The following is a 24,838-nucleotide window of genomic DNA, read 5'->3' on the forward strand; positions in this document are numbered from 1 at the left end:
AGAACGCCGCTTGGCCTACGTTGGCATCACCCGCGCCGAAGAGATTTGCACAATCTCATTCGCCGCAAACCGCCGTGTTTACGGTCAGTGGCAGTCGGCGATGCCGTCGCGGTTTATCGATGAACTGCCACCTGAACACGTCGAGGTTCTGACCCCGCCTGGTCTTTATGGCGGCGGATATGGTGCCGCTGGCATGGCGGCCTCTGCATCGCCCGCAATCGCGGGTATGGCTGGATCGGACTTGCACGAAAAGGCGCATAACGCCGATGTCTATAATTCGCCGGGGTGGCGTCGCCTGCAATCACGCAGCCAGCAGCGCGGCATGGGTGCCCCTGCCGAGGCGCGCAATATGACAATTGATATGGATGCGGTCAGCGCTTTTACCGAAGGTGAACGCGTGTTCCATCAAAAATTTGGCTACGGTGAAATTGTCGGGATCGAAGGCGACAAACTGGTAATCGAATTCGACAAGGCTGGATCAAAACATGTGGTCGCGCGGTTCATCGTTAGCGCGGATAAAGCCAATGATGTGCCATTTTGATGCTAGTGGGTTAGCATTGGATACAATGAAACCACCAGTAACACTGCCATCGAAACATTGAAAATCCGCAAACGCCGCGCGCTGCCCAGCCAACGGCGGACTTGTACACCCATCCAAGCCCAAATGGTAATTGATGGAAAGTTCACGGTGGCAAAGACGACTGCGACGATGACCGATCCCATAACAATACCCTGATCTTGCGGGGCATAAGCGCTGATTGCGGTGATCGCCATGAACCAAGCTTTGGGGTTCACCCATTGGAAAGCGGCAGCTTGCAAGAAGGTAAACGGCTTGCCCGTGACCTTTTTCGCTTCCGGTGGAACCGCGTTTGCGATCTTCCAAGCAAGCCAAATCATGTAAGCGGCACTCACCACCTTAAGTATTATATTCAGGATAGGGTAGGTGTCGAACACTTGCAGTAGGACGATGCCGACCATCGCCACCATGAACGCATGCCCCAAGGAAATGCCCAGCATATGGGGCAGGGTGCGGCGCATTCCATAGTTAGCACCTGACGCCATCAGCATCAGGTTGTTGGGGCCGGGAGTGATAGAACTGGCAACGGCAAAGCCGATCAGCGCGATGAGGATTTCATATGTCATTGCGCAATCTTACGCGGCGCAATGCGCAATGTAATTGTCAAATTGGGTGATTTCCGTGTAATACTGCAATCTATGACGAAGATTGATTCAATAAACGACAATATATTGCGCGTTCTTTTACGTGATGGGCGGATCAGCAATCTGCAGTTGGCCGATGAAGTGGGCCTGTCCCCGTCTGCCTGCCTACGCCGCGTCCAAGAACTAGAGCGTGGCGGGGTCATCAAAGGCTATCGCGCGCGCCTTGATCCGACCAAAACAGGGCGGGCTTATGTGGTGTACGTGGCAGTTGGGCTGGCCGAGCATACCAAGGCGGCCCAAGAGGGGTTTGAGCGCGCGATGCAGCGCGCTGATCAGGTGACGGAATGTCACAACGTCGCGGGCGCATTCGAGTATATGCTGCGGGTCGAAGTGGCTGATTTGCCAGCTTATAAGGCATTTCATACCGAAATTCTGGGTACCGTGCCGCATGTACGCGCAATTACCAGCTATATGGTGATGGGGTCGCCAAAAGACACGAGGGCCTAGATGCCGGACCTGAAGCCCGATCAAGTGGTTTTTACCGCACGTCATAACAATCCGTTGATTCTTACCGCGATATTCTTTGGGGGCCTGGGCGCCTTTTTCTTGTTCCTGTCGTTTGTTTTTCTTGTCAGCGGCAATCTGTCGTTTGCCTTTTGGCTTTTGTTCCTAATCGGTGCCTCAATGTTTGGCCTCGTGCTTTTGATGTTCCGCAACAGTATTCTGGGCACGACGACTGTTGTTATTGACGCAGGAGGGATCACCGTCAGCCGTATTTTCAAAGGTAAGACCAGTCTGCCCGAACAAAAGATCGCATGGGAAGAAATTTATGGCATTCTCATGCGGGGACGGCACAAAGATGTGTTTGTGATTGAATTCCACACAAACGGACCGCCTCCGGGGCGGCAACTGCCGCTTGGCGCGAATTGGCCTGTCGATCTAATCAGAGCGATCCGGCCCTATGCAAAAGAGGCGGGTTTCACGATCCGTCCAAAGTTCACCAAGGGCTTTATGTCCGAAGAAATTTGGCGAATTTTTAAGCGATAGCCTTTGTTCAACATCCTAACGACATAAAAAAACGGCCATGCCCGGGAGGAGGTGGACATGACCGTTCTTTATTTTCAAACGCGCCACTCAGGGAGGAGGCGAGTGTGCGTTTCCTCGCAGACGTCGCGCGGGAGGAGGTGCGCTTGGCCTGCGGTATTCTCGAAACCAACCCGGGAGGAGGTGGGCGGTCCCGAAACTTGTATTAAAGCGGCGGCATCCGGGAGGAGGTGAATGCCGCCACCTTATTTAAGACCCAAAGCCTCGGGAGGAGGTGAAGCGTTGGGTCGTGTCCAGATCTGCGATATTCTGGGAGGAGCAGGCAGATCCGAATTCCGTTGTTACGCGCTATATGCTGCGCGATATGCGATTTCCTTGAGTGAACCGGGCGCAATGCCCAAATCAGCCAAATCACGCGCTGTGAGGTTTTCCAACTCAGTAAGAGTTGTGCGATATGTCCGGCGCTTGGCCGCTGCTTCACGGTACTGCTCGCGCAACGCGACAAAACGTGCGATGAGCGATGTGCCGGCGAAGAATGTTTCTGTTTGAACTGTCATTTGACTACTCGGATAATGTTTACGTTGATGCGGTGTTTTCCGCTGTTGTGATCAGTATGTAGGTTTATGCTGCACTTGCACAATAAGTCTTTCGACAATGCTGCTATGCAGCAAATGCATAAGGGAAGCTGACCTAACGTCATCATTTTGTTACATTTTTGAGCATCTTTGCCCTAGGGCTTGCGATTTGCTCAATTCGTGCCAAATGATGATGCCAAATTAATCTGTTTATAAACTTGAGGAATTGCCATGTCCGTGACCCGAGATGAAATTCTAGCCGCCTTGTCGCGCCTGACTTTACCCGGTGGTCAGGATTTGGTGTCCCAAGACATGATCCGCGCCCTTAATATCGAAGGCGGCGCTGTGCGTTTCGTAATTGAAGCGGCGACGCCTGCGGAAGCGGCAAAGATGGACGGCGTCCGTCGCGCCGCCGAAGACATCGTGCGTCGCTTGCCGGGTGTGGAAACTGCAACAGTCATTCTGACTGCCCACGGCCCGGCCCCCAAAGCACCAGAACCGCCATCTCTTAAACTCGGCCGTCACCCAACGCCGCAGGCTGGTCCCGCAAAGGTATCTGGTGTGGACCGCATTTTGGCGATCGGTTCTGGTAAGGGCGGTGTCGGTAAATCTACGGTGTCCTCTAACCTTGCGGTGGCTTTGGCCAAAGAGGGGCGGCGCGTTGGTTTGCTGGATGCAGATATCTACGGACCGTCGCAGCCGCGCATGATGGGTGTGAACAAACGCCCAGGTTCGCCCGATGGTAAAACGATCATTCCCCTTCAGGCGCACGGTGTCACGATGATGTCGATTGGCCTGATGATGGAAGAAGGCAAAGCCGTCGTTTGGCGCGGCCCGATGTTGATGGGCGCATTGCAGCAGATGTTGGGCCAAGTGCAATGGGGTGAATTGGATGTGCTTATCGTCGATTTGCCGCCGGGCACTGGCGATGTCCAATTGACGTTGTGCCAAAAGACCGAACTGACGGGCGCAATCATCGTCAGCACGCCGCAGGACGTGGCTTTGATTGATGCGCGCAAGGCGCTTGATATGTTCAATTCGTTGCGTACGCCAGTGTTGGGCATGATTGAAAATATGTCGACATTCGTTTGCCCGACCTGCGGCACGGAATCACATATCTTTGGACAGGGCGGCGTTGCAGCAGAGGCTCAGAAGATCGGTGTGCCGTTCTTGGGCGCGCTGCCGATTGACCTTGATACGCGCCTTGCAGGTGATGCAGGCACGCCCATTGCGGCGGGCGATGGCCCGATGTCTGATGCGTACCGTGCGATAGCGCGTCGCTTGATCGATGGCGGGATTGCTTGATCAGCATCCGCCTTGCGGCCCCTGACGACTTTGATCAGATTTGGCCGCTTTTGCGCGACGTGTTTCGCGCAGGGGACACCTATGCCGTCGATCCAGACATTTCGCGCGATGCGGCCTTTAGCTATTGGATGACCCAAGCTGCGGCGACTTATGTCGCGGTGGATGCGGGCCGCGTCGTCGGCACATACTATATAAAGACGAACCAAGCAGGCGGTGGCGCCCACATATGTAACTGTGGCTATATCGTCAGTGCGGACGCGCGCGGGCAGGGGATTGCAGCCCAACTTTGCATTCATAGTCAGGACGCGGCTGCAGCACTTGGCTACAACGCGATGCAGTTCAACTTTGTCTTAGCCAGCAATCAAGGCGCTGTCCGGCTATGGCAGAAGCTGGGCTTTGCGACTATCGGCACTATCCCCGATGCTTTTGCGCACCCGCAACTGGGCATGGTCGATGCGTTTGTGATGCATAAGAAGTTGCTGCGCTAAAGAGGCGATGTCACCGGATGCATCCATTTCGGGATATCATGGAATCGAAGTAAGATTCGGGGTCAGTATCCAAAATTGAGGGCGCTCGGCCGCGATAATTTTGCAATTTTTGAAAAAAAATTGCAGGATCAGAATTTTCCTCTCGTTTGAAGAAATTACTCTAAAACTACAATTATATACTATATGTTGTTGCTATTACATGGGGTGGCACCATCAGTATGCACTATTCGTGGGTGCATAGGGGGACTTGCCTTGCGCCAACTAACGTCAAAAACCATCAGGTACCATGATTTCCCAGAAAACTGTTGATTAGGGGCCGGAGTGGTGGCACAACAGTCACACGGGAAATGACGAACACGACTTCCAAAGGGGCAACTTAAGAACCCCAACCGGCAAAAGCAGGTTTCATACAGGCTTCGCCATTACCCAAACTAGATCCGGCGCGTAAGCGAGCAGACATCCCCCCAGGTGGCACGCGCAGTCGGACATCCCGCAAAGGGACGAAGATGGCGGATTGATCAGTGGCAGCCGATCAATCCGCCGTTTTCACATTTAGAGTAGATTTTCGGGGGCGGGTGAGGACCGAGGGACAGTGGTTCTGAGTTTTACAGGCGAACACACCCAAAAGGTGGACGGTAAGGGGCGCATGTCGATCCCTGCTGATTTTCGTCGCGTGCTCGAATCCGGTGACCCTGCGTGGACGACCGGACTAAACCCCCGCCTTTACGTTCTCTACGGTGATCACCTGAAAGAGACGCTTCACGTCTATACGATCGCCGCCTTTACCGAGATCGCAGATCAAATCAACGCGATGCCACGTGGATCCGCGGCGCGCACGCGTATGTCGCGTTGGATCCTTGGGCAGTCGATGAAGCTTGAGGTCGACAAAGATGGTCGCGTTGTTATGCCGATCCGTCAGCGTCAAAAGCTGGGTATGACAGAAGGCGAGGTCTATTTTACAGGCGTCGGCGATCATTTCGAAATTTGGGAATCTGATACCTTTAACAGCACCGTTGGTGATCCGATGAAGAGCTGGCTGAACGAACAGCCAGACGGCTATGATCCACTAAGCGAGTTGGACGGCTAGATTATGTCAGACGCCGCACCGCATATTCCTGTCCTGATTAGACCGCTCATCGCAGCGGTCTCTCCTGTTTCTGGGGTCTGGCTGGACGGAACGTTTGGCAATGGCGGTTATGCCCGCGAATTGCTTGATGCTGGTGCTGACAAAGTTATCGGCGTTGACCGCGATCCGCATGCATTTGAATTGGCCGCTGACTGGGTTGCCGGATACGGCGACCGGATCGAACTTGTCGAAGGTGTGTTTTCCAAGCTTGACGAATACGCCAGCGATCTTGACGGTGTTGTGCTGGACCTTGGTGTCAGCTCTATGCAGTTGGACTTAGCAGAGCGCGGGTTTTCATTCATGCGGGATGGCCCGCTTGATATGCGGATGTCTCAAAGTGGCATTTCAGCAGCCGATTTCTGTAATGACGCGGACGAGGCTGAATTGGCCGACATAATCTATCTTTACGGCGAAGAGCGTGCTTCGCGCCGCATTGCCAAGGCCATAGTGGCGGCCCGACCGCTTTCGACCACTGGCGAATTGGCCAAGATCGTCGAGGGCTGCCTGCCACGCGCCAAACCCAAGCAATCGCACCCAGCCACGCGCACCTTCCAAGCGCTGCGCATTGCCGTGAACAACGAATACGGTGAATTGGCGATGGGGCTAATGGCCGCTGAACGTGCGCTAAAACCGGGCGGTCAATTGGCCGTCGTGACCTTTCATTCGGTCGAAGACCGCATGGTCAAACGCTTCTTGCAGGCCCGTTCTGGTAATACTGCGAACGCGAACCGCTATGCGCCCGAAGTTGAACAAATCACGCCGGCGTTCCGTATCGAGAAACGCAAGGCGATTGGCCCTGACGAACAGGAATTGTCTGTGAACCCACGGTCGCGGTCGGCTAAGTTACGTGTGGCTATTCGCACTGATGCGCCCGCACAGGACATTGATCCGGCAGACCTCGGCATGCCGATGATGAAGACAAAAGGGGGTAGGTAATGCGCGGTTTGTTCTTTGTTTTGGCTGCTTTCGCGGTGATGGCATTAGGCTTTTGGGCTTATCAAGAGAACTACAAAACCCAAGCAGAAATTGCGGATGTACGCGGTCTGCACAGTGAAATTGGTGCGGCGCACGAACGTCTGGGCATGTTGCGCGCTGAATGGGCTTACCTGAACCGTCCTGACCGCTTGGCTGATCTTGCTGATCTGAATTTTGACCGTCTTGGTCTGCTGCCACTCATGCCAGATGCCTTCGGCCGCGTTGATCAAATCATCTACCCGATTCCGCAGATATTGCCGATTACCAACCCGATTGAACTGTCCTCTGGCGGGTTCGACGAACAGGATAATGACCTATGATCCGCACGCCGCTCCGCCCGCTTGCCCGCGTGCTCAAGGCGCGCGCCAAAGGCGAAAACCCTGACGCAATCGAAGCAGAGAACCGTGCCCGCCGCCACGAGGCGATGGCAGACAAGCATCGCCAACGCGCCGAAGGTCGTTTGTTGGTTCTGGGGCTAGCGTTCTTTTGTGCGTTCGGTGTGATCGGCATGCGGATGGGTACCCTGGCGGGGTCCGTTCCGGAAGAGCCGCGTGCCTCTGCTGTCGGCAATCCGATTATTGGGCAACGCTCTGATATTGTTGATAGAAACGGACGTATCCTCGCAACGAACCTGCAAACGCATTCACTCTATGCGCATCCACGCGACATGATTGATCCCGCGTATACCGCCAAAGGTTTAGCGCAGATTTTCCCTGAACTGGACGAGGCGGAACTGCTTGCTAATTTCACCAGTGACCGCCGGTTCCTTTGGATTAGACGCCAGATAAGCCCTGAACAAATGCAGGCTGTTCACGATATCGGATCACCCGGTTTGTTGTTTGGCCCACGCGAGATGCGTCTTTATCCCAATGGCTCGATTGCCGCTCATATTTTGGGTGGGGCCAGCTATGGCCGCGAAGGCGTTGCAAGTGCCGAAGTCATCGGCGTTGCAGGTGTAGAAAGCAAGTTTGACGGTTTCTTGCGTGATCCCGCGAACGAAGGTGCGCCGCTGGAGTTGTCCCTTGATCTGACCGTACAGGCCGCCGCCGAACGGGTTTTGGCCGGTGGAATGTCGATCATGAACGCCAAAGGTGCCGCGTCGGTCCTGATGGATATTCACACTGGCGAGATCATTTCGATGGTTTCACTGCCAGATTTTGACCCAAACAACCGTCCGCGTGTTTTGACGACTGGTGATCAATCTGACAGCCCATTGTTCAACCGTGCAGTTCAGGGTGTTTACGAGCTGGGTTCAGTCTTTAAAATTTTCACGACCGCCCAAGCGATGGAACTTGGTTTGGTGAACGCAAACACCATGATCGACACCCAAGGCCCGCTGACCTGGGGCCGCTTCCGCATTCGTGATTTCCACGACTATGGTCCGGAATTAAGCACGACCGACGTGATTGTTGAATCGTCCAACATTGGTACAGCGCGCATCGCCATGCAGATCGGCGCAGAACGCCAACGTGATTTCTTAGGCGCGCTTGGCTTTCTAGAGCCGACCCCGCTAGAAATGGTCGAAGCGCCAACTGGAAGGCCACTTCTGCCGCCGAACTGGTCTGAAATTTCAACAATGACAATATCTTACGGTCATGGTCTGTCATCTTCACCGGTACATCTGGCCGCCGGATATGCAGCGATTGCGAACGGCGGAACACGGGTTGAACCCACTTTGTTGCGCCGCACCAACGTTGAAGTTGGCCCGCGTGTTATCAGCGAAGCGGTCAGCGCGCGTTCAGTCGATATGCTGCGCCAAGTCGTGCAGCGCGGCACAGCGTCATTCGGCGAAGTGCGCGGCTACGAAGTTGGTGGTAAGACCGGAACGGCCGACAAACCACGCGCAGCCGGTGGCGGCTACTACGACGACAAGGTCATTTCGACATTCGCGTCAGTCTTTCCGGCCAGTGACCCCAAATATGTGTTGATCGTTACACTTGACGAACCATCAGAAAATTCCGGTGCAGAACCACGCCGCACCGCAGGTTGGACCGCCGTTCCAGTCGCGGCTGAAATGATCCGCCGCATCGCACCCCTGCTGGGGTTGCGACCGCAAGTGGACACGCCGCAACAGGTCGGTGTAACACTCACCTCAAATTAAGAGGGCGGCAGCAATGACATCACTTGCGGAATTGGGTCTGACGGCACAAGGCGGGCGCGAAGCGCAGATCACGGGACTGGCCGTCGACAGCCGTGATGTGAAGCCCGGCTTCTTGTTTGCCGCATTGCCCGGTGCACAGGTCCACGGTGGCGAATTCATTCAATATGCTTTGCGTATGCAAGCAAGCGCGATCCTGACCGATGCGGAAGGGGCTGCGATTGCCGCCACCGAATTGGCCGCGTCAGACGCCGCATTGATCATCGCACAAGACCCACGTCAGGCCTTGGCGCAAACGGCTTCGCTTTGGTCTGGGGCGCATCCTGCGACTGTCGTGGCGGTGACGGGGACCAATGGCAAAACATCCATCTCGACTTTTTGCCGCCAAATCTGGGAAGAATTGGGTATCGCTGGCGTGAACCTTGGCACGACAGGTGTCGAGGGCGCGTGGACGCACCCGCTGAAACACACAACCCCAGAACCGATTACCTTGCACCGTGTCTTGGCCCAAGCCGCCCAAAACGGCATCACCCATGTCGCGATGGAGGCGTCATCGCATGGTCTGGATCAGCGACGCTTGGACGGCGTGATTTTGACCGCTGCGGGGTTTTCGAACTTTAGCCAAGACCACCTTGATTATCATAAGACTTTTGAAGCCTATTTTGACGCCAAGATGGGGCTGTTTGAACGCGTCCTGTCCGAAGACGGTGTGGCCGTCGTCAACCTTGATGATCTCAAAGGTGCCGATGTCGCGGCGATCTGTTCAGCGCGAGGTCAAGAAATCATTGGCGTGGGGCGTCATCCAGATGCGCGCCTGCGACTGACGGGGCAGCGCTTTGATGCCACCGGGCAAGATGTTTTGTTTGAATGGCAAGGTCGCGCACGTCAAACGCGGCTTGAATTAATTGGCGGTTTTCAGGCTGAAAACGTTCTGTTGGCGGCGGGCTTGGTGATTGCTGCTGGCGCTGATCCGGCAGATGTCTTTGACACGCTGCCGTATCTTCAAACTGTTCGGGGCCGAATGGAGTTAGCCGCGACCCGAGACACCGGTGCTGCCATTTTCGTTGACTATGCACATACGCCTGACGCGGTCGAAACAGCGCTCAAAGCGATGCGCCCGCATGTGATGGGCCGGATTGTTGTGATCGTCGGCGCAGGTGGTGATCGTGATACCGCAAAGCGTCCGTTGATGGGTGCTGCTGCTACGCAAAACGCCGATATTGTGATCATAACGGACGATAATCCCCGTTCGGAAGATCCAGCAAGTATTCGGGCGGCTGTCATGGCTGGGGCCGTTAATGCAGGGGGATCTGACAGTATTACCGAAGTGGGCGACCGTGCCGAGGCGATTTTGCGCGGTATCGATATGCTAGATGCAGGGGATGCTTTGTTGATCGCAGGTAAGGGTCATGAAAGCGGTCAGGTCGTAGGCGACACTGTGCTGCCCTTCGATGATGTGGAACAGGCCAGTGTCGCAGTTGCAGCACTTGAGGGGCGGATATGACCGCCCTTTGGACATCTGCCGATGCAGTTGCGGCAACGGGTGGACAGACGACTGCTGAATGGTCTGCAACTGGCGTTTCGATTGACACACGGACCATCAAAGCTGGCGATCTTTTTGTGGCCTTGACCGACGTGCGCGACGGGCATGATTTCGTCGCCCAAGCGTTGGAAAATGGGGCTGCGGCTGCTTTGGTCACGCACCGCCCAGACGGCGTGGCGCAAGATGCGCCGCTGCTGATCGTGGGTGACGTGCTTCATGCGCTTGAAGGATTGGGCCGTGCTGCCCGTGCGCGTACGCAAGCGCGTGTAGCGGCGATAACAGGATCGGTGGGCAAGACATCGACCAAAGAAATGCTGCGCGCGGTCTTGGAAAAGCAAGGCAAATGCCATGCCGCCGAAGCATCATACAACAATCATTGGGGTGTGCCGCTGACGCTGGCACGGATGCCCGCCGATACCGACTATGCCGTGATTGAAATCGGGATGAGCAATCCCGGTGAAATCACTCCGCTGTCCCAAATGGCGCGCCCGCATGTCGCTATGGTCACGACAGTCGCTGCAGCACATCTGGCTTCATTCGATAACCTTGCGGGGATCGCACATGAAAAGGCCTGCATCATGGATGGGCTTGAAGCGGGTGGCATCGCGGTCTTGAAAGGTGACATAGCTACCAGCCAGATTTTGCAAGACCACGCAGCAAAGCTGGGCGCGCGTCAGGTGCTATTTGGTGAAACTGGCCCCGATTGGGCCGTAGTCGATGTGCGTATCACTGGTGATGTAACGGTCATAAAAGCCACGGGCGGGGGCGAGGACTATCTCTTCAAACTCTCTGTGCCCGGCCGCCATTTTGCGATGAACGCGGTCGGTGTGTTGGCTGTGGTTGATGCGCTTGGCGCTGATCCAGTTGCCGCGTCACTGGATATTGCCGGATGGGTGCCGCCTGCAGGGCGCGGCGCGCGCGAAATTATCATTACTGACATAGCCAACAACGGCGAAAGCCTTGAATTGTTGGACGATGCATTCAACGCCAATCCGACATCATTGATCGCATCACTTGAAGTGTTAGCCGCATCAACCCCCACTGACGACGTAGGCCGGATCGTTAAAGGGCGGCGCGTCGCAATTTTGGGTGACATGTTGGAATTGGGCCAAGATGAAATCGCAATGCATAGCAATTTCGCCCAAAACCATCACTTACAAAGTCTTGATATCATCCACTGTGCGGGTCCTTTGATGCGCCATCTTTGGGATGCACTGCCCGAGGAACAACAAGGCCAATGGGCCGCCACCGCAGCAGAGCTTGTCCCGCGTGTGACGCGTTTGGTCGATGCGGGTGATGTGGTGTTGGTCAAAGGCTCAAAGGGATCCAAAGTCAGCCTTGTCGTTGACGCCATCCGAAAACTGGGGCATCGCCGCTCTTGAGATCAATAAGGTAGATTAGATGTTATACTGGCTTACGGCGCTTTCCGATGGTGGCGATTTCTTTAACCTGTTTCGCTACATCACGTTCCGTGCCGGTGGTGCGTTTATGACGGCGCTGATATTCGGTTTCATCTTTGGCAAACCTCTGATCAACGTGCTGCGCCGTAAGCAAGGCAAAGGTCAGCCAATCCGCGATGATGGCCCCGAGGGGCATTTTGCCAAAGCGGGCACACCCACGATGGGCGGGCTTTTGATTGTTGGCGCGCTGACATTTTCGACCTTGCTTTGGGCGCGCTTGGATAACCCGTTTGTTTGGATGGTGCTATTTGTGACGCTGTCTTTCGCCGCAATCGGCTTTGCGGATGACTATGCAAAGGTGTCCAAGCAGACGACCTCTGGGGTGTCCAGCCGGGTGCGGATTTTGCTTGGTATCTTGATTGCTGCTATCGCAGGATATTGGGCAGCGGCCTATCACCCTGATGATCTGACCAATCAACTGGCGCTGCCTATTTTCAAAGATACGCTCATCAATCTTGGTATTCTATTCATACCCTTTGCGATCATCGTGATTGTCGGGGCGGCCAATGCTGTGAACCTGACCGATGGTTTGGACGGTTTGGCGATTATGCCGGTGATGATTGCTGCTGGCACCTTTGGCGTGATTGCCTATGCCGTAGGGCGCACTGACTTTACTGAATATCTGGACGTGCATTATGTGCCGCAGACCGGTGAATTGCTTATCTTTACGATGGGACTGATTGGCGGCGGTTTAGGCTTTTTGTGGTACAATGCACCACCTGCCGCTGTGTTCATGGGTGACACCGGATCGCTGGCATTAGGTGGTGCGTTGGGCGCAATTGCGGTCGCCACCAAGCACGAACTTGTCTTGGCTATCGTTGGTGGATTGTTCGTGGCAGAGGCACTATCGGTCATCATTCAGGTGCTTTATTTCAAATCGACCGGCAAGCGCGTGTTTTTAATGGCGCCCATCCATCACCATTTTGAGAAAAAAGGCTGGGCAGAACCGCAGATCGTCATTCGTTTCTGGATCATCTCGTTGATCTTGGCGATGATCGGTCTGGCCACGTTGAAAGTCAGATAGGCCAAGGGGCAAAAAATGATACCCGTTCAAGGATATGCCGGACGCAAGGTGGCAGTATTGGGGCTTGGCCGTTCCGGTCGTGCAACGGCTGCCGCGCTGATCGCGGGTGGGGCGACGCCTTTGGTTTGGGATGACAGTGCTGTCGCGCGCGAAGCGGCAGAGGCTGACGGCCTAGATATTTGTGATTTGACCAAGGCGGGTGCATTTGAGGATGTTGCAGCCTTGATTGTAAGCCCCGGTATCCCGCATCTCTACCCAGCGCCAAACCCGGTAATTGCCGCGGCATGGGATGCCGATGTGCCTGTTGATAATGATATCGGACTGTTTTTCCGCTCTTTTGCGACCGATGATTGGGATGGCTTCGACAGCACGCCCCGCGTGATTGCCGTGACCGGATCAAACGGTAAATCCACGACAGCGGCGTTGATCCATCACATATTGATCGAAAACGGGCGGGCCGCGCAATTGGCCGGCAATATCGGGCGCGGCGTCTTGGACATTGATCCGGCGCATGACGGCGAAGTTGTGGTTCTCGAACTGTCGTCATATCAAACTGACCTTGCCCGCAGCCTAACGCCTGATGTCGCAGTTTGGACAAACCTGAGCCCCGATCATTTGGATCGACATGCCGGGATGGGGGGCTATTTCGCGGCCAAGCGGCGGCTGTTCGCCGAAGGTGGTCCTGACCGTGCGGTGATTGGCGTGGATGAAGTCGAAGGCCGCTATATCGCCAATCAATTGATTGAAGGTGCGCAGGATGACCGTGTAATCCGTGTCTCTTCTGGTCAAAAACTGGCAGGGCAGGGATGGAGCGTCTTTGCGCGCAAAGGTTTCCTGTCCGAATTCCGCAAAGGGCGCCAAGTTGGCTCTATCGATCTGCGCGATATTGCGGGCTTGCCCGGTGCGCATAACCATCAAAACGCATGCGCGGCCTATGCAGCGTGCCGGACGTTGGGACTTGGGCCAAAAGGAATTGAGGCAGCGCTGCGCAGTTTTGGCGGCTTACCGCACCGCAGCCAGATTGTTGCGACCCATGCGGGCGTCACTTACGTGAACGATAGCAAAGCAACGAATGTCGATAGTGCGTCAAAGGCGCTGCAAGCTTTTTCAAAGATCCGGTGGATTTGTGGTGGTTTGCAGAAAGAAGGCGGGCTGGATGGATTGCTGCCGCATATGGGGTCGGTCACGAAAGCCTACGTCATTGGTCGCGAGGCCGAGAGTTTTGCGCGTCAGTTGACGGGTGCCGAAACCGAGGTTTGTGGAGCTATGGACGAAGCTGTTGCGCGTGCGATGGCCGATGCACAAGACGGCGACGTTGTCTTGCTTGCACCTGCTGCAGCATCTTTCGACCAATATGACAGCTTTGAGAAACGTGGCGAAGATTTCATCCACTGTGTTCAGGGCGCTATCTCGTAAGGTGGATCATGATCCACCTTACCTCTCCGCTATAGCTTGTCCTGCCGCCCAGCCTGACGACCACGCCCATTGGAAGTTATAGCCGCCCAACCAACCAGTCACATCGACACATTCGCCGATGAAATAAAGGCCCGGCATGGATTTCGCTTCCATCGTTTTAGACGATAACGCGTCGGTATCAACACCGCCCAAAGTGACCTCTGCTGTGCGGTAACCTTCTGATCCGGCAGGGCGTAGTTCCCAGCTTGATAGTTTTTCACAAAGCGCGCTCAGGGCGGCGTCGCTTTGGTCAGCGATATTGCCATCCAACGTCAGTTCTTCGCGCAGGTGTTCCACCAATCGCGCCGGAATATGCTGTCCGAGTACCGTCGTCAGCGCCTTGCGTCCGTCAGTTTGACGATGGGTTTGAAGTGCGGCCATAAGCGTTCCGCTAGGATCCAAGTTCACCGTGATGCCCTCGCCCTCGTGCCAGTAAGATGAGGCCTGCAGGACCGCAGGACCTGAAAGGCCACGGTGTGTGAATAGTAGAGCTTCGTCAAAGCTAGTCTCATTGGCCGTGACCCGTACAGGGGCAGCGACACCGGCAAGCGGTTTGAATTTTTCGTCCGAGAAGGTCAAAGGCACCAGCCCAGGATGCGGGGTGATCACTGGCAGTCCAAACTGCGTTGCGATTTGATACCCAATTCCCGTCGCGCCCATCTTTGGGATTGATTTGCCGCCACAGGCAACCACGAGGTTTTTCACATCAAGCTGCGTCGTGCGCCCTTCCTTGCTGACGCTGACCGCGAAACGTTCACCGTCGTGGCTGATGCTTTCAACGCTTGTCTGCAGCCAAAGCTGGGCTTTCGCCTTGTCCATTTCCGCACGGAGCATTGCGATGATGTCTTTCGCTGATACGTCACAAAACAACTGACCCAGCGTCTTTTCATGCCACGGGATGCCATAATCATCGACCAGTGAGATGAAATCCCATTGCGTGTACCGTTTGAGAGCGGATTTGCAGAAATGGGGGTTCCCGCTGATAAAGTTCTGCGGGCTGGTGTGCATGTTTGTAAAATTGCAGCGCCCGCCGCCAGAAATCCTGATCTTTTCGCCCGGCGCCTTTGCATGGTCGACAACCAGCACGTCTGGCCCCGCATGCGCCGCGCACATCATGCCAGCGGCACCCGCGCCAATGATCAGAGTTTCTATCTTCATCCTGCCGCATATGCCGCAAGTGTTGCGCATTTGAAAGATGCCTCTGGCGGAAGTTTATCTGGGAATAAGAAGTGGCACGTGGTGTTTTATGTAGAATCACGCGCGATTGGCCGCTAAGGTGACATCAGACTCGGAAAACGGGCAATTGAGGCAGTATGGCGGTGATCCATGACGGAAATGGTCTATGGTACGGTTCCGGTTCAATCCGGTGACCCGGTTCTTCCACGTTGGTGGCGGACAATTGATAAATGGACGATGTCCTGCATTCTGATCCTTTTTGCGATCGGGTTGCTGCTTGGGCTTGCGTCATCGCCTCCGCTCGCGGCAAAAAACGGGCTTGAGCCATTTCACTATGTAACCCGACAAGCGATTTTTGGTGGCATGGCAATGATCGTGATGTTTGCCGTCTCGATGATGTCACCGACATTGGTGCGTCGTTTGGCCGTTCTGGGGTTTTTGGCGGCATTTGTTGCTTTGGCGTTCTTGCCTGTGTTCGGAACTGACTTTGGCAAAGGTGCAACCCGCTGGTATTCGTTGGGATTTGCTTCTGTGCAACCAGCCGAGTTTCTCAAGCCTGGGTTCGTTGTCATGTCAGCATGGTTATTGGCCGCATCGCAGCAGTTGGGTGGGCCGCCCGGCAAGACATATTCCTTTGTCCTCACAGTGATGATTGTCTTGATGTTGGCAATGCAGCCGGACTTTGGTCAAGCTGCGTTGATCTTGTTTGCTTGGGGTGTGATGTATTTTGTGGCGGGCGCGCCGATGACGGTATTGATAGTTCTTGCCGGTATGGTCGTTTTGGGTGGCTCGTTCGCATATGCAAATTCAGAGCATTTTGCACGCCGCATCGATGGTTTCTTGTCACCCGATCTTGATCCAACAACACAACTTGGCTACGCGACAAATGCCATCCGCGAGGGTGGTTTCTTTGGTGTGGGCGTCGGCGAAGGCCAAGTGAAGTGGTCGCTGCCAGATGCACATACCGATTTCATTATTGCGGTTGCCGCGGAAGAATATGGGTTGATCTGTGTATTGGTGATCATTGCGCTTTATGCGGTTATCGTTGTGCGTTCATTGCTGCGCCTCATGAAAGAACGCGATGTCTTTATCCGCCTTGCCGGTACCGGTTTGGTTTGTATCTTTGGTGTACAGGCGATGATTAATATGGGTGTCGCCGTGCGGCTGTTGCCTGCCAAGGGCATGACTTTGCCGTTTGTGTCTTACGGCGGATCGTCATTGATTGCAGGTGGCATCGCCGTTGGCATGCTGCTGGCGTTTACCCGCAGCCGCCCGCAGGGTGCGATGGGTGATATTTTGCTGCGCCGGGCGAACCGATGACCGCGCCTCTATTAATTATCGCGGCCGGCGGAACTGGCGGGCATATGTTTCCGGCCCAAGCCTTGGCCGAAGCTATGCTGGCAAAAGGCTGGCGTGTGAAGCTGTCAACAGATGCGCGCGGCGCGCGGTATACTTCCGGTTTTCCTGATGCGGTTGAGGTGAATGTCGTCGGCAGTGCTACGTTTGCGCGCGGCGGGCTTGTTCAAAAACTGATGGTCCCGTTTCGTATTGTCGCAGGTATTGGCGCAGCCAAATGGCGGATGTTTCGTGATCGCCCCAATGTGGTGGTTGGCTTTGGCGGCTATCCTGCCATTCCGGCGATGGCTGCTGCTTGGGTTTTGCGCATTCCGCGCATGATCCATGAACAAAACGGTGTGCTGGGCCGTGTGAACCAATTATTTGCCAAGCGCGTTGATCAGATTGCTTGCGGAACTTGGCCCACAGCATTGCCCGGTCAGATCGTTGGTGTGCATACCGGAAACCCTGTACGTGCCGCAATTTTGGAACAGGCAGGTTCGCCTTATATTCCGCCCGGTGATTACCCGATGTCAGTGCTTGTCATGGGTGGCTCACAAGGAGCGCGGATCATGTCTGACGTTGTGCCCCCCGCGATTGCAGCCCTGCCAGAACACATTCGCCGCAATATTCGCGTGTCCCATCAAGCGCGCCCCGAAGATTTGGAACGGGTCACAGCCTACTACGAAAGCGAGCTGATCAAAGCCGAAGTGCAGACATTCTTTGATGACGTGCCACGCCGTATGACGGATGCACAGCTTGTCATCTCACGTTCTGGTGCGTCGACGGTCGCAGATGTCAGCGTGATTGGGCGGCCTGCGATTTGGGTGCCGTATGGTGGCGCTATTCGCGATGAGCAGACCGCAAATGCCCGCCAACTGGTCGAAGCAGGCGGCGCCGAAATCATGACTGAAGCTGAGTTTGACGTCGTTCCATTGACCGAGAAATTGACAGCACTTTTGTCTGATGGTGCAGGTATGTTGAAGATGTCTCAAGCGGCGACGGCTTGCGGCGTGCCTGATGCAACAGAACGATTGGTCGTGTTGGTTGAAGATTTGGCGCAAAAGGCCAAGAAATGATGAATGGACGACACTGATGAGCTCTGCAACGAAACTGCCTCTTGATATTGGTCCTATCCATTTTGTGGGGATCGGGGGGATCGGCATGTCCGGCATCGCCGAGGTCTTGCTGAACCACGGGTATACCGTGCAAGGCTCTGATCTGAAGGCGTCCAACATTACGGATCGCTTGAAAAAATTGGGCGCTACCATTTTCGTCGGCCAGAATGCTGACAACCTTGAGGGCGCGGAAGTTATTGTGATTTCTTCAGCAATCAAGTCTGGCAATCCAGAACTGGATGCAGCCCGCGCCAACGGCTTGCCTGTTGTGCGCCGTGCCGAGATGCTCGCGGAATTAATGCGCTTGAAATCCAATGTCGCCGTTGCGGGTACACACGGAAAAACCACAACGACAACGATGGTTGCAGCCTTGCTTGATGAAGGTGGCATTGACCCGACGGTCATCAATGGCGGCATTATTCACGCCTATGGCTCGAATGCGCGCATGGGGCAGGGCGAGTGGATGGTGGTTGAAGCGGACGAAAGCGACGGTACGTTCAACCGTTTGCCCGCGACGATCGCAATCGTCACCAACATCGATCCTGAACATATGGACCATTGGGGCACCGAAGAGGCGCTGCATAAGGGCTTTTATGATTTTGTGTCGAATATCCCGTTTTATGGTTTGGCCGTGTGCTGCACCGATGATCCGGACGTGCAATCGCTGGTGGGTAAAATCACCGACCGCCGTGTCGTGACGTATGGCTTTAACGCTCAGGCGGATATTCGTGCGCTGAACTTGCACTATAAGGCGGGGGTCGCGCATTTTGACATCGGTTTGCAGGCCGAAGGCGGGATGATCGAAGGTTGCGAATTGCCGATGCCGGGGGACCATAACGTTTCAAACGCGCTGTCGGCTGTGGCCGTAGCGCGGCATCTGGGCATGAAGAAAGACGAAATTCGCGCAGCACTCAAAGGGTTCAAAGGGGTCAATCGCCGCTTTACCAAAGTAGCTGAAGTGAATGGTGTCACCATCATCGATGATTATGGCCACCACCCTGTCGAGATCACGGCCGTGCTAAAAGCAGCACGTCAAGCCACCGAAGGCCGGGTAATTGCAGTGCACCAACCACACCGCTTTTCGCGACTATCGCACCATTTCGACGAATTCTGCGCATGCTTTAATGACGCTGACGTTGTCGGTATTTCTGAAGTCTTTGGCGCGGGTGAGGATCCGATCGCAGGTGCCAGCCATGCGGATTTGGTCGCGGGTTTAATCAGGCATGGACACAGGCATGCACGTGTCGTGGAATCAGAGGATGACCTAGAACGTCTGGTCCGCGAACAGGCCAAGCCGGGCGATATGGTTGTCTGCCTTGGCGCCGGAACAATCAGCACATGGGCGAACCGGTTGCCGGATCGCCTGACCGCATAGTGGACCCGTTCCTTGCCATTGGCTTGTGGGTGGTTCTGGCTTTTGTGATGGCCGCTATTCCCTCGAATGATAACCATTGGCGGCGGGCTTATGTACTGATTGCGATCGGTGCGCCGCTTTTGATTTGGATTGTTTGGCAGCGTGGTATCTTGATTGGGCTGTTTGGCCTTATCGTGGGCGGGCTTGTTTTGCGCTGGCCGGTTTATTTTCTGTGGCGCAAGATCGTGGAAACAACACGCAAGGACAGTCGATGATTCAAATCCTGATTTTTGGCGTTATGCTCACTTGCGCGGTCCTCCCGTTTTTGTTGCTGACGCGGTTGATGCGGACCGGGCAATCTGGCTTGGCGCTGACGATTTCGTCCGTTATTGGTGCAACGCTTGTGATTTTCATCTATGCCAGTGGTCGCCCCTTCGGCATTGATCCCATATTCGCAATGGGTGCAGCGATGCTGGTTTGTGTCCCTGCGTTGCTGGGCAGCGTCTCGGGTGCATTGCTTGGCTGGCTTTTGCGCAGACGCGATGACAGCGAAATCTAGGGCGCAGGTGAATGCAGTGGTGATATATGCTTAAGCTACCAACAGTGCGGGGCACGCTTACGCCACAACGGTCCTTGGCCGATTTAACGTGGATGCGCGTTGGTGGACCGGCAGAGATGCTGTTTCAGCCTGCCGATATAGAAGACTTGTCTAAGTTTTTGGCAGACCTCGATCCTGCGGTGCCGGTATTCCCCATGGGTGTTGGCAGCAATCTGATCGTGCGCGACGGCGGGATCAGCGGCGTTGTGATCCGCTTGGGGCGCGGGTTTAACGGGATCGAGATTTCAGAAGATCATGTGATCGCAGGGGCGGCCGCACTTGATGCCCATGTCGCACGCAAAGCTGCCGATGCAGGACTGGACCTGACTTTTCTACGCACGATCCCCGGCACGATTGGTGGGGCAGTCCGGATGAATGCGGGCTGCTATGGCTCTTACGTCGCCGATGTTTTGACGTCGGTAACTGTCGTCTACCGCGATGGTTCTATTGACGAAATTTCGCTTGAAGTTTTGCAGCTCGCCTACCGTCAAAGCAGCCTGCCTGAAGGCGCAATGATCGTTTCTGCCCGCTTTACCCCACCCAAGGAAGCGGCGGATGTTTTGAAGCAACGCATGACCGATCAGCTTGCCAAGCGTGACGAGACACAACCAACCAAGGACCGCACGGCGGGTTCGACATTCCGCAATCCCGCGGGGTTTTCATCCACGGGACAGGCTGATGATGTGCATGATTTGAAGGCTTGGAAAGTCATTGATGATGCGGGCATGCGCGGCGCTGTGCTGGGCGGGGCTGTGATGAATACCAAGCATTCGAATTTCCTGACGAACGCGGGCGGTGCTACTGCAGCAGAGCTTGAGGATTTAGGCGAAGCGGTGCGGAAAAAGGTTTACGATTCCCAAGGAATTACGCTAGAGTGGGAAATTATGCGGGTCGGTGTCCGGTTGGACAAAGGCCCGAAAAAATAAGGACCAAAATGGTCACGATCCGAAACTTGGATCACACAAATGACGGGTCGCTAAAGGCCCGCGATTAAGGCGGTAGGGTATGTCGAGCAGGACAAACCTGAAAGTTGTTGTCCTCATGGGCGGCCCATCAGCAGAGCGTGAGGTATCGCTAAGCTCGGGTCGTGAATGTGCGACAGCTTTACGGGACGCAGGATATGACGTGGTAGAGGTCGACGCGGGACCTGACGTCGCTGCACGCCTGATCGAAATTGCTCCTGATGCTGTATTCAATGCACTGCATGGCCGCTGGGGCGAAGACGGCGCCGTTCAAGGTATCTTCGAATGGTTGCAAATTCCTTACACACATTCTGGTATTTTGGCCTCTGCGCTGACGCTTGATAAGCAGCGCACTAAGGACGTTTACCGCAAGGTCGGGTTGCCTGCCGTGGATAGCGTATTGGCGTCTGCGGATGACGTGCGCAAAGCCCATGTCATGCCTCCGCCTTATGTGGTGAAGCCATACAATGAAGGCTCTAGTGTTGGCATCTATATTGTCTCCGAAGACGCCAATGGGCCGCCGCAACTTGCCGACGACATGCCCGCGCAAGTGATGGTCGAGGCCTTTGCGCCAGGCCGCGAATTGACGACAACGGTCATGGGTGATCGCGCTTTGACAGTGACCGACATTATTACAGAGGGCTGGTACGACTATCACGCGAAATACGCGCCAGGTGGATCGCGCCATGTTTTGCCCGCCGATATTCCACAAGATATTTTTGACGCATGCATGGATTATGCCGTGCGCGCACATGATGCATTGGGATGTCGCGGGATCAGCCGCACGGATTTCCGCTGGGACGAAACACGCGGGCTTGATGGGCTGATTTTGCTTGAAACGAACACGCAGCCCGGCATGACGCCGACGTCATTGACGCCAGAACAAGCTGCACATGTCGGTATCACTTTCCCGCAGCTTTGCGGCTGGATGGTGGAGGACGCGTCATGCGATCGTTGATGCGCCGCCCATCCCCCGTCGCTGCACCGCGCGATCCAGCGCCTTCACGATTGGGGTACCGTTTTCAGCGGTTGATGCTAACGCCTGGGTTTCGTGGTGCGGTACGGATTGGCGTGCCGATCCTGCTGATCGCCGCAATTGCGGGGTCTTGGTACATACAGCCAGAGAACCGTGCGCAGTTTGTCGAGACGATCGCGGACACCAAACAGACATTTCAACAGCGTCCGCAATTCATGATCCAAGCAATGAATGTGACTGGCGCAGATGCAAGTGCGATGACCGACGTCGTGGCGCTGTTGCCTGATGTTTTTCCGGTCTCATCATTCGATCTTGATCTTGAAGTTATGCGGGCAAATATCGAAGCCCTTGACCAGATAAAGTCCGCCAGCGTGCGGGTCGGCCAAGCTGGTGCACTTGAGGTGCGCTTGACCCCCCGCGTGCCTGTCGCAATTTGGCGGGACGCGGGCACGCTCCGCTTGATTGATGCAGATGGTGTGCTGTCAGGACAGATTGCAGCTCGCGCAGATCGGCTCGAGTTGCCGCTGATTGCGGGCGACGGGGCAGAAAGCAATATCGCCGAGGCGCTGGAGCTATTTGATGCAGCAGGTCCCTTGATCGGACGGGTGCGCGGCCTTGTGCGCATGGGCGAACGTCGCTGGGACATGGTGTTGGACCGTGACCAACGCATATTTTTGCCAAGCAGTGGAGCCGTTGGTGCGCTGGACCGCGTGATCGCGCTGAACGCCGCGCAAGATATGCTGAGCCGTGATGTGGCCGTCGTTGATATGCGCAACGCAAACCGGCCGACACTACGGATGAACCAAGAGGCGGCCGCAGCATTGCGCCGTGGCAACACAACAACTGACATAAACGAGGTAGGCAACTGATGGGCGATCTATACGACAGCCAGCGCGCAATGCGGCAAATGCGAAAAGCTGCAATGCAGCGTGGTGTGGTTGCCATTTTGGATGTCGGTACGTCCAAGATTGCCTGCCTTGTTTTGCGCTTTGACGGGCCAGAAAAATTCCGCAGCGTTGATGGTGTTGGATCACTTGCAGGGCAATCACAGTTTCGCGTGATAGGCGCGGCGACAACCCGTTCGCGCGGTGTCCGCTTTGGCGAAATCGATGCGATGCAAGAAACCGAACGCGCAATTCGGACGGCCGTGCAGGCAGCACAAAAGATGGCGAATGTTCGTGTCGACCATGTGATTGCTTGCCTTTCCGGCGCGCGCCCACGGTCTTACGGTCTAGATGGGTCGCTGGATGTCGCGGGCGGCATGGTCAGCGAACAAGACATCAGCCAGGTTATGGCGTCATGTGATGTGCCCGACTATGGGGCCGACCGCGAAGTACTGCACGCGCAGCCGGTGAACTTTGCACTGGATCATCGCTCTGGTTTGGGTGATCCGCGCGGTCAAATCGGCAATACACTGACAACCGATATGCACATGCTGACAGTTGATGCCACGGCAATTCAAAACCTGTTCTACTGCATTAAGCGGTGCGATCTGGAATTGGCGGGGCTCGCATCATCGGCTTACGTTTCTGGCATGTCGTCGCTTGTGGAAGACGAGCAGGAATTGGGTGCGGCTTGTGTCGATCTTGGTGGCGGTTCCACAGGCATTTCGGTCTTTATGAAGAAACACATGATTTATGCGGACAGCGTGCGCATGGGCGGCGAACATGTGACGTCTGACATCTCGATGGGTTTGCAAATTCCAGCGGCAACCGCCGAACGGATCAAGACATTCTATGGCGGCGTTGTCGCAACTGGCATGGACGACCGTGAAATGATCGAGATCGGTGGCGATACCGGCGATTGGGAACACGACCGCCGCACGGTTAGTCGTGCCGAGCTGATTGGCATCATGCGGCCGCGTGTCGAAGAAATCCTTGAAGAAGTCCGCGCACGTTTGGATGCGGCAGGGTTTGAACATCTGCCCGGGCAGCAAATCGTGCTGACGGGCGGAGGTAGCCAAATTCCGGGGCTTGATGGATTGGCCAGCAAAATTCTGGGACAGCAGGTGCGCTTGGGGCGTCCATTGCGGGTACAGGGTTTGCCACAAGCGGCAATCGGTCCGGCATTTTCAAGCGCCGTCGGATTGACGCTTTTTGCTGCGAATCCACAAGATGAATGGTGGGATTTCGAAATTCCTGCCGATCGTTATCCGGCACGGTCGCTCAAGCGAGCGGTGAAATGGTTCAAAGACAACTGGTAATGCGCAACATCTTGCCAATCTGTCGAAATCCGGCGGTTAAGGAAATGTTTTTGTCCAGATTTGGTGGCGATTTTGTGTTTTTGTCGTGACCTTTCGGCACCACTTGGTTATATTGATCAGTAATAAGCAGTAAACGCCCGGGGGCACGGGCAAATAAAAAAACAGGCGGATCGCATTATGACTTTAAATCTTTCCCTCCCGGGGCACGATGAACTGAAACCACGTATTACAGTGTTTGGTGTTGGTGGCGCAGGCGGCAACGCTGTGAACAACATGATCGAGCAAGAGCTTGATGGTACTGATTTTGTTGTGGCCAACACTGACGCGCAAGCACTGCAGCAGTCGCGTGCTGGTGCGAAAATCCAGATGGGTTTGAAAGTCACTGAAGGTCTGGGCGCAGGCGCGCGGGCAACCGTCGGTGCCGCCGCTGCCGAAGAAAGCATCGAACAGATCGTTGATCATCTGGCTGGCGCGCACATGTGCTTTATTACTGCTGGTATGGGCGGCGGTACAGGTACTGGTGCTGCACCGATTATTGCCCAAGCCGCACGCGAATTGGGTGTTCTGACGGTTGGTGTTGTCACCAAGCCATTCCAGTTCGAAGGCGCCAAGCGCATGAAGCAAGCCGAAGCAGGCATCGAAGCCCTGCAAAAGGTTGTGGATACGCTGATCATCATTCCAAACCAGAACCTGTTCCGTCTCGCTAATGAAAACACGACATTCACCGAAGCCTTTGCTTTGGCAGATGACGTGCTTTATCAAGGTGTTAAGGGTGTGACGGACCTAATGGTCCGTCCCGGTCTGATCAACCTCGACTTTGCTGACGTTCGCGCCGTGATGGACGAAATGGGCAAGGCGATGA

25 protein-coding genes and 1 pseudogene are annotated in these 24,838 nt (G+C 55.2%); 23 read left to right on the forward strand and 3 right to left on the reverse strand.

The annotated features are described in order from the left end of the window. Positions 1–541 (forward strand): annotated as a pseudogene (locus QZ197_RS05205) (DNA helicase II); the annotation flags it as partial. Positions 542–543: 2 nt separating this feature from the next. Here the strand turns inward: QZ197_RS05205 and QZ197_RS05210 are convergent. Then, entirely contained in the window at positions 544–1,143 is a 600-nt protein-coding gene (locus tag QZ197_RS05210; RefSeq protein ID WP_296430768.1) for a LysE family translocator, read from the reverse strand. A 72-nt stretch (positions 1,144–1,215) separates the two neighbouring features. On the opposite strand from QZ197_RS05210, the gene QZ197_RS05215 reads away from it, so the two are divergent. Continuing rightward, positions 1,216–1,668 (forward strand): Lrp/AsnC family transcriptional regulator, encoded by a 453-nt coding sequence (locus QZ197_RS05215; RefSeq protein WP_296430770.1) that lies wholly within the window; start codon positions 1,216–1,218, stop codon positions 1,666–1,668. After that, positions 1,669–2,208 carry a hypothetical protein gene (locus QZ197_RS05220; protein WP_296430771.1) on the forward strand — a complete coding sequence of 180 codons (540 nt, stop codon included), beginning with the start codon at positions 1,669–1,671 and terminating at the stop codon, positions 2,206–2,208. Positions 2,209–2,546: 338 nt separating this feature from the next. Here the strand turns inward: QZ197_RS05220 and QZ197_RS05225 are convergent, their stop codons facing one another. Next, positions 2,547–2,762 carry a DUF1127 domain-containing protein gene (locus tag QZ197_RS05225; protein ID WP_296430773.1) on the reverse strand — a complete coding sequence of 72 codons (216 nt, stop codon included), beginning with the start codon at positions 2,760–2,762 and terminating at the stop codon, positions 2,547–2,549. Between the two features lie 249 nt (positions 2,763–3,011). Between QZ197_RS05225 and QZ197_RS05230 the strand changes: the two genes are divergently transcribed. The 10 genes from QZ197_RS05230 (at position 3,012) to murD (ending at position 14,215) form a co-directional block, all read left to right on the forward strand. Continuing rightward, positions 3,012–4,085 carry an Mrp/NBP35 family ATP-binding protein gene (locus QZ197_RS05230; protein WP_296430775.1) on the forward strand — a complete coding sequence of 358 codons (1,074 nt, stop codon included), beginning with the start codon at positions 3,012–3,014 and terminating at the stop codon, positions 4,083–4,085. Then, positions 4,082–4,573: an N-acetyltransferase gene (locus tag QZ197_RS05235; protein WP_296430776.1), complete on the forward strand. Its 492-nt coding sequence runs from the start codon at positions 4,082–4,084 to the stop codon at positions 4,571–4,573. The genes QZ197_RS05230 and QZ197_RS05235 overlap by 4 nt, the downstream gene beginning before the upstream one ends. 592 nt (positions 4,574–5,165) lie before the next feature. After that, positions 5,166–5,660, forward strand: a complete 495-nt coding sequence (locus QZ197_RS05240; RefSeq protein WP_296430778.1) for a cell division/cell wall cluster transcriptional repressor MraZ — start codon at positions 5,166–5,168, stop codon at positions 5,658–5,660. Positions 5,661–5,663: 3 nt separating this feature from the next. Next, on the forward strand, positions 5,664–6,635 hold the full coding sequence (gene rsmH / locus QZ197_RS05245) for a 16S rRNA (cytosine(1402)-N(4))-methyltransferase RsmH (RefSeq protein WP_296430780.1): 972 nt from the start codon (positions 5,664–5,666) through the stop codon (positions 6,633–6,635). Next, entirely contained in the window at positions 6,635–6,994 is a 360-nt protein-coding gene (locus tag QZ197_RS05250; RefSeq protein ID WP_296430782.1) for a cell division protein FtsL, read from the forward strand. The genes rsmH and QZ197_RS05250 overlap by 1 nt, the downstream gene beginning before the upstream one ends. Then, positions 6,991–8,775 carry a penicillin-binding protein 2 gene (locus tag QZ197_RS05255; protein WP_296430783.1) on the forward strand — a complete coding sequence of 595 codons (1,785 nt, stop codon included), beginning with the start codon at positions 6,991–6,993 and terminating at the stop codon, positions 8,773–8,775. The genes QZ197_RS05250 and QZ197_RS05255 overlap by 4 nt, the downstream gene beginning before the upstream one ends. 13 nt (positions 8,776–8,788) lie before the next feature. Continuing rightward, complete coding sequence (locus QZ197_RS05260; RefSeq protein WP_296430786.1) at positions 8,789–10,276, forward strand: UDP-N-acetylmuramoyl-L-alanyl-D-glutamate--2,6-diaminopimelate ligase; 1,488 nt, start codon at positions 8,789–8,791, stop codon at positions 10,274–10,276. Then, complete coding sequence (murF, locus tag QZ197_RS05265; RefSeq protein ID WP_296430788.1) at positions 10,273–11,697, forward strand: UDP-N-acetylmuramoyl-tripeptide--D-alanyl-D-alanine ligase; 1,425 nt, start codon at positions 10,273–10,275, stop codon at positions 11,695–11,697. The genes QZ197_RS05260 and murF overlap by 4 nt, the downstream gene beginning before the upstream one ends. A 19-nt stretch (positions 11,698–11,716) precedes the next feature. After that, positions 11,717–12,799, forward strand: coding sequence for a phospho-N-acetylmuramoyl-pentapeptide-transferase (mraY, locus tag QZ197_RS05270; protein ID WP_296430790.1), 1,083 nt, complete (start codon positions 11,717–11,719; stop codon positions 12,797–12,799). Between the two features lie 15 nt (positions 12,800–12,814). Then, entirely contained in the window at positions 12,815–14,215 is a 1,401-nt protein-coding gene (murD, locus tag QZ197_RS05275) for a UDP-N-acetylmuramoyl-L-alanine--D-glutamate ligase (protein WP_296430792.1), read from the forward strand. A gap of 18 nt (positions 14,216–14,233) precedes the next feature. On the opposite strand, the gene QZ197_RS05280 is transcribed toward murD, so the two are convergent. Next, positions 14,234–15,412: an NAD(P)/FAD-dependent oxidoreductase gene (locus tag QZ197_RS05280; protein WP_296430794.1), complete on the reverse strand. Its 1,179-nt coding sequence runs from the start codon at positions 15,410–15,412 to the stop codon at positions 14,234–14,236. Between the two features lie 168 nt (positions 15,413–15,580). On the opposite strand from QZ197_RS05280, the gene ftsW reads away from it, so the two are divergent. The 10 genes from ftsW to ftsZ form a co-directional block, all read left to right on the forward strand. Next, positions 15,581–16,750 carry a putative lipid II flippase FtsW gene (gene ftsW, locus QZ197_RS05285; RefSeq protein WP_296430796.1) on the forward strand — a complete coding sequence of 390 codons (1,170 nt, stop codon included), beginning with the start codon at positions 15,581–15,583 and terminating at the stop codon, positions 16,748–16,750. Continuing rightward, positions 16,747–17,844, forward strand: a complete 1,098-nt coding sequence (locus tag QZ197_RS05290) for a UDP-N-acetylglucosamine--N-acetylmuramyl-(pentapeptide) pyrophosphoryl-undecaprenol N-acetylglucosamine transferase (protein WP_296430798.1) — start codon at positions 16,747–16,749, stop codon at positions 17,842–17,844. Before ftsW ends, QZ197_RS05290 begins: the two co-directional genes overlap by 4 nt. Positions 17,845–17,860: 16 nt before the next feature. Further along, a complete protein-coding gene (gene murC, locus QZ197_RS05295; protein WP_296430800.1) occupies positions 17,861–19,258 on the forward strand; it encodes a UDP-N-acetylmuramate--L-alanine ligase in 1,398 nt (465 codons plus the stop codon). After that, complete coding sequence (locus QZ197_RS05300) at positions 19,222–19,512, forward strand: DUF2484 family protein (RefSeq protein ID WP_296430802.1); 291 nt, start codon at positions 19,222–19,224, stop codon at positions 19,510–19,512. The genes murC and QZ197_RS05300 overlap by 37 nt, the downstream gene beginning before the upstream one ends. After that, positions 19,509–19,796, forward strand: coding sequence for a UDP-N-acetylmuramate--alanine ligase (locus tag QZ197_RS05305; protein ID WP_296430804.1), 288 nt, complete (start codon positions 19,509–19,511; stop codon positions 19,794–19,796). Before QZ197_RS05300 ends, QZ197_RS05305 begins: the two co-directional genes overlap by 4 nt. 26 nt (positions 19,797–19,822) lie before the next feature. Then, positions 19,823–20,761 (forward strand): UDP-N-acetylmuramate dehydrogenase, encoded by a 939-nt coding sequence (gene murB / locus QZ197_RS05310; protein ID WP_296430806.1) that lies wholly within the window; start codon positions 19,823–19,825, stop codon positions 20,759–20,761. A 115-nt stretch (positions 20,762–20,876) separates the two neighbouring features. Then, entirely contained in the window at positions 20,877–21,755 is an 879-nt protein-coding gene (locus QZ197_RS05315; RefSeq protein WP_296430813.1) for a D-alanine--D-alanine ligase, read from the forward strand. Next, positions 21,743–22,642, forward strand: coding sequence for a cell division protein FtsQ/DivIB (locus QZ197_RS05320; protein WP_296430808.1), 900 nt, complete (start codon positions 21,743–21,745; stop codon positions 22,640–22,642). The genes QZ197_RS05315 and QZ197_RS05320 overlap by 13 nt, the downstream gene beginning before the upstream one ends. Further along, positions 22,642–23,976 (forward strand): cell division protein FtsA, encoded by a 1,335-nt coding sequence (gene ftsA / locus QZ197_RS05325; RefSeq protein ID WP_296430810.1) that lies wholly within the window; start codon positions 22,642–22,644, stop codon positions 23,974–23,976. The genes QZ197_RS05320 and ftsA overlap by 1 nt, the downstream gene beginning before the upstream one ends. A 177-nt stretch (positions 23,977–24,153) precedes the next feature. Beyond that, on the forward strand, positions 24,154–24,838 hold a 685-nt coding region (gene ftsZ, locus QZ197_RS05330), incomplete at its 3' end, for a cell division protein FtsZ (protein ID WP_296430812.1).

Source organism: Yoonia sp., assembly GCF_017854415.1.
Taxonomy (GTDB): Bacteria; Pseudomonadota; Alphaproteobacteria; order Rhodobacterales; family Rhodobacteraceae; genus Yoonia.

Bases quoted from the DNA above. Each gene is read 5' to 3' on its own strand.
- QZ197_RS05320 (WP_296430808.1), top strand. From the start codon at position 21,743: ATGCGATCGTTGATGCGCCGCCCATCCCCCGTCGCTGCACCGCGCGAT.
- QZ197_RS05215 (WP_296430770.1), top strand. From the start codon at position 1,216: ATGACGAAGATTGATTCAATAAACGACAATATATTGCGCGTTCTTTTA.
- ftsA (WP_296430810.1), top strand. From the start codon at position 22,642: ATGGGCGATCTATACGACAGCCAGCGCGCAATGCGGCAAATGCGAAAA.
- murB (WP_296430806.1), top strand. From the start codon at position 19,823: ATGCTTAAGCTACCAACAGTGCGGGGCACGCTTACGCCACAACGGTCC.
- murD (WP_296430792.1), top strand. From the start codon at position 12,815: ATGATACCCGTTCAAGGATATGCCGGACGCAAGGTGGCAGTATTGGGG.
- QZ197_RS05260 (WP_296430786.1), top strand. From the start codon at position 8,789: ATGACATCACTTGCGGAATTGGGTCTGACGGCACAAGGCGGGCGCGAA.
- murC (WP_296430800.1), top strand. From the start codon at position 17,861: ATGAGCTCTGCAACGAAACTGCCTCTTGATATTGGTCCTATCCATTTT.
- rsmH (WP_296430780.1), top strand. From the start codon at position 5,664: ATGTCAGACGCCGCACCGCATATTCCTGTCCTGATTAGACCGCTCATC.
- QZ197_RS05210 (WP_296430768.1), bottom strand. From the start codon at position 1,143: ATGACATATGAAATCCTCATCGCGCTGATCGGCTTTGCCGTTGCCAGT.
- QZ197_RS05255 (WP_296430783.1), top strand. From the start codon at position 6,991: ATGATCCGCACGCCGCTCCGCCCGCTTGCCCGCGTGCTCAAGGCGCGC.
- QZ197_RS05250 (WP_296430782.1), top strand. From the start codon at position 6,635: ATGCGCGGTTTGTTCTTTGTTTTGGCTGCTTTCGCGGTGATGGCATTA.
- ftsW (WP_296430796.1), top strand. From the start codon at position 15,581: ATGACGGAAATGGTCTATGGTACGGTTCCGGTTCAATCCGGTGACCCG.
- murF (WP_296430788.1), top strand. From the start codon at position 10,273: ATGACCGCCCTTTGGACATCTGCCGATGCAGTTGCGGCAACGGGTGGA.
- QZ197_RS05300 (WP_296430802.1), top strand. From the start codon at position 19,222: ATGGGCGAACCGGTTGCCGGATCGCCTGACCGCATAGTGGACCCGTTC.
- QZ197_RS05315 (WP_296430813.1), top strand. From the start codon at position 20,877: ATGGGCGGCCCATCAGCAGAGCGTGAGGTATCGCTAAGCTCGGGTCGT.
- QZ197_RS05225 (WP_296430773.1), bottom strand. From the start codon at position 2,762: ATGACAGTTCAAACAGAAACATTCTTCGCCGGCACATCGCTCATCGCA.
- QZ197_RS05290 (WP_296430798.1), top strand. From the start codon at position 16,747: ATGACCGCGCCTCTATTAATTATCGCGGCCGGCGGAACTGGCGGGCAT.
- mraY (WP_296430790.1), top strand. From the start codon at position 11,717: ATGTTATACTGGCTTACGGCGCTTTCCGATGGTGGCGATTTCTTTAAC.
- QZ197_RS05230 (WP_296430775.1), top strand. From the start codon at position 3,012: ATGTCCGTGACCCGAGATGAAATTCTAGCCGCCTTGTCGCGCCTGACT.
- QZ197_RS05280 (WP_296430794.1), bottom strand. From the start codon at position 15,412: ATGAAGATAGAAACTCTGATCATTGGCGCGGGTGCCGCTGGCATGATG.
- QZ197_RS05220 (WP_296430771.1), top strand. From the start codon at position 1,669: ATGCCGGACCTGAAGCCCGATCAAGTGGTTTTTACCGCACGTCATAAC.
- QZ197_RS05305 (WP_296430804.1), top strand. From the start codon at position 19,509: ATGATTCAAATCCTGATTTTTGGCGTTATGCTCACTTGCGCGGTCCTC.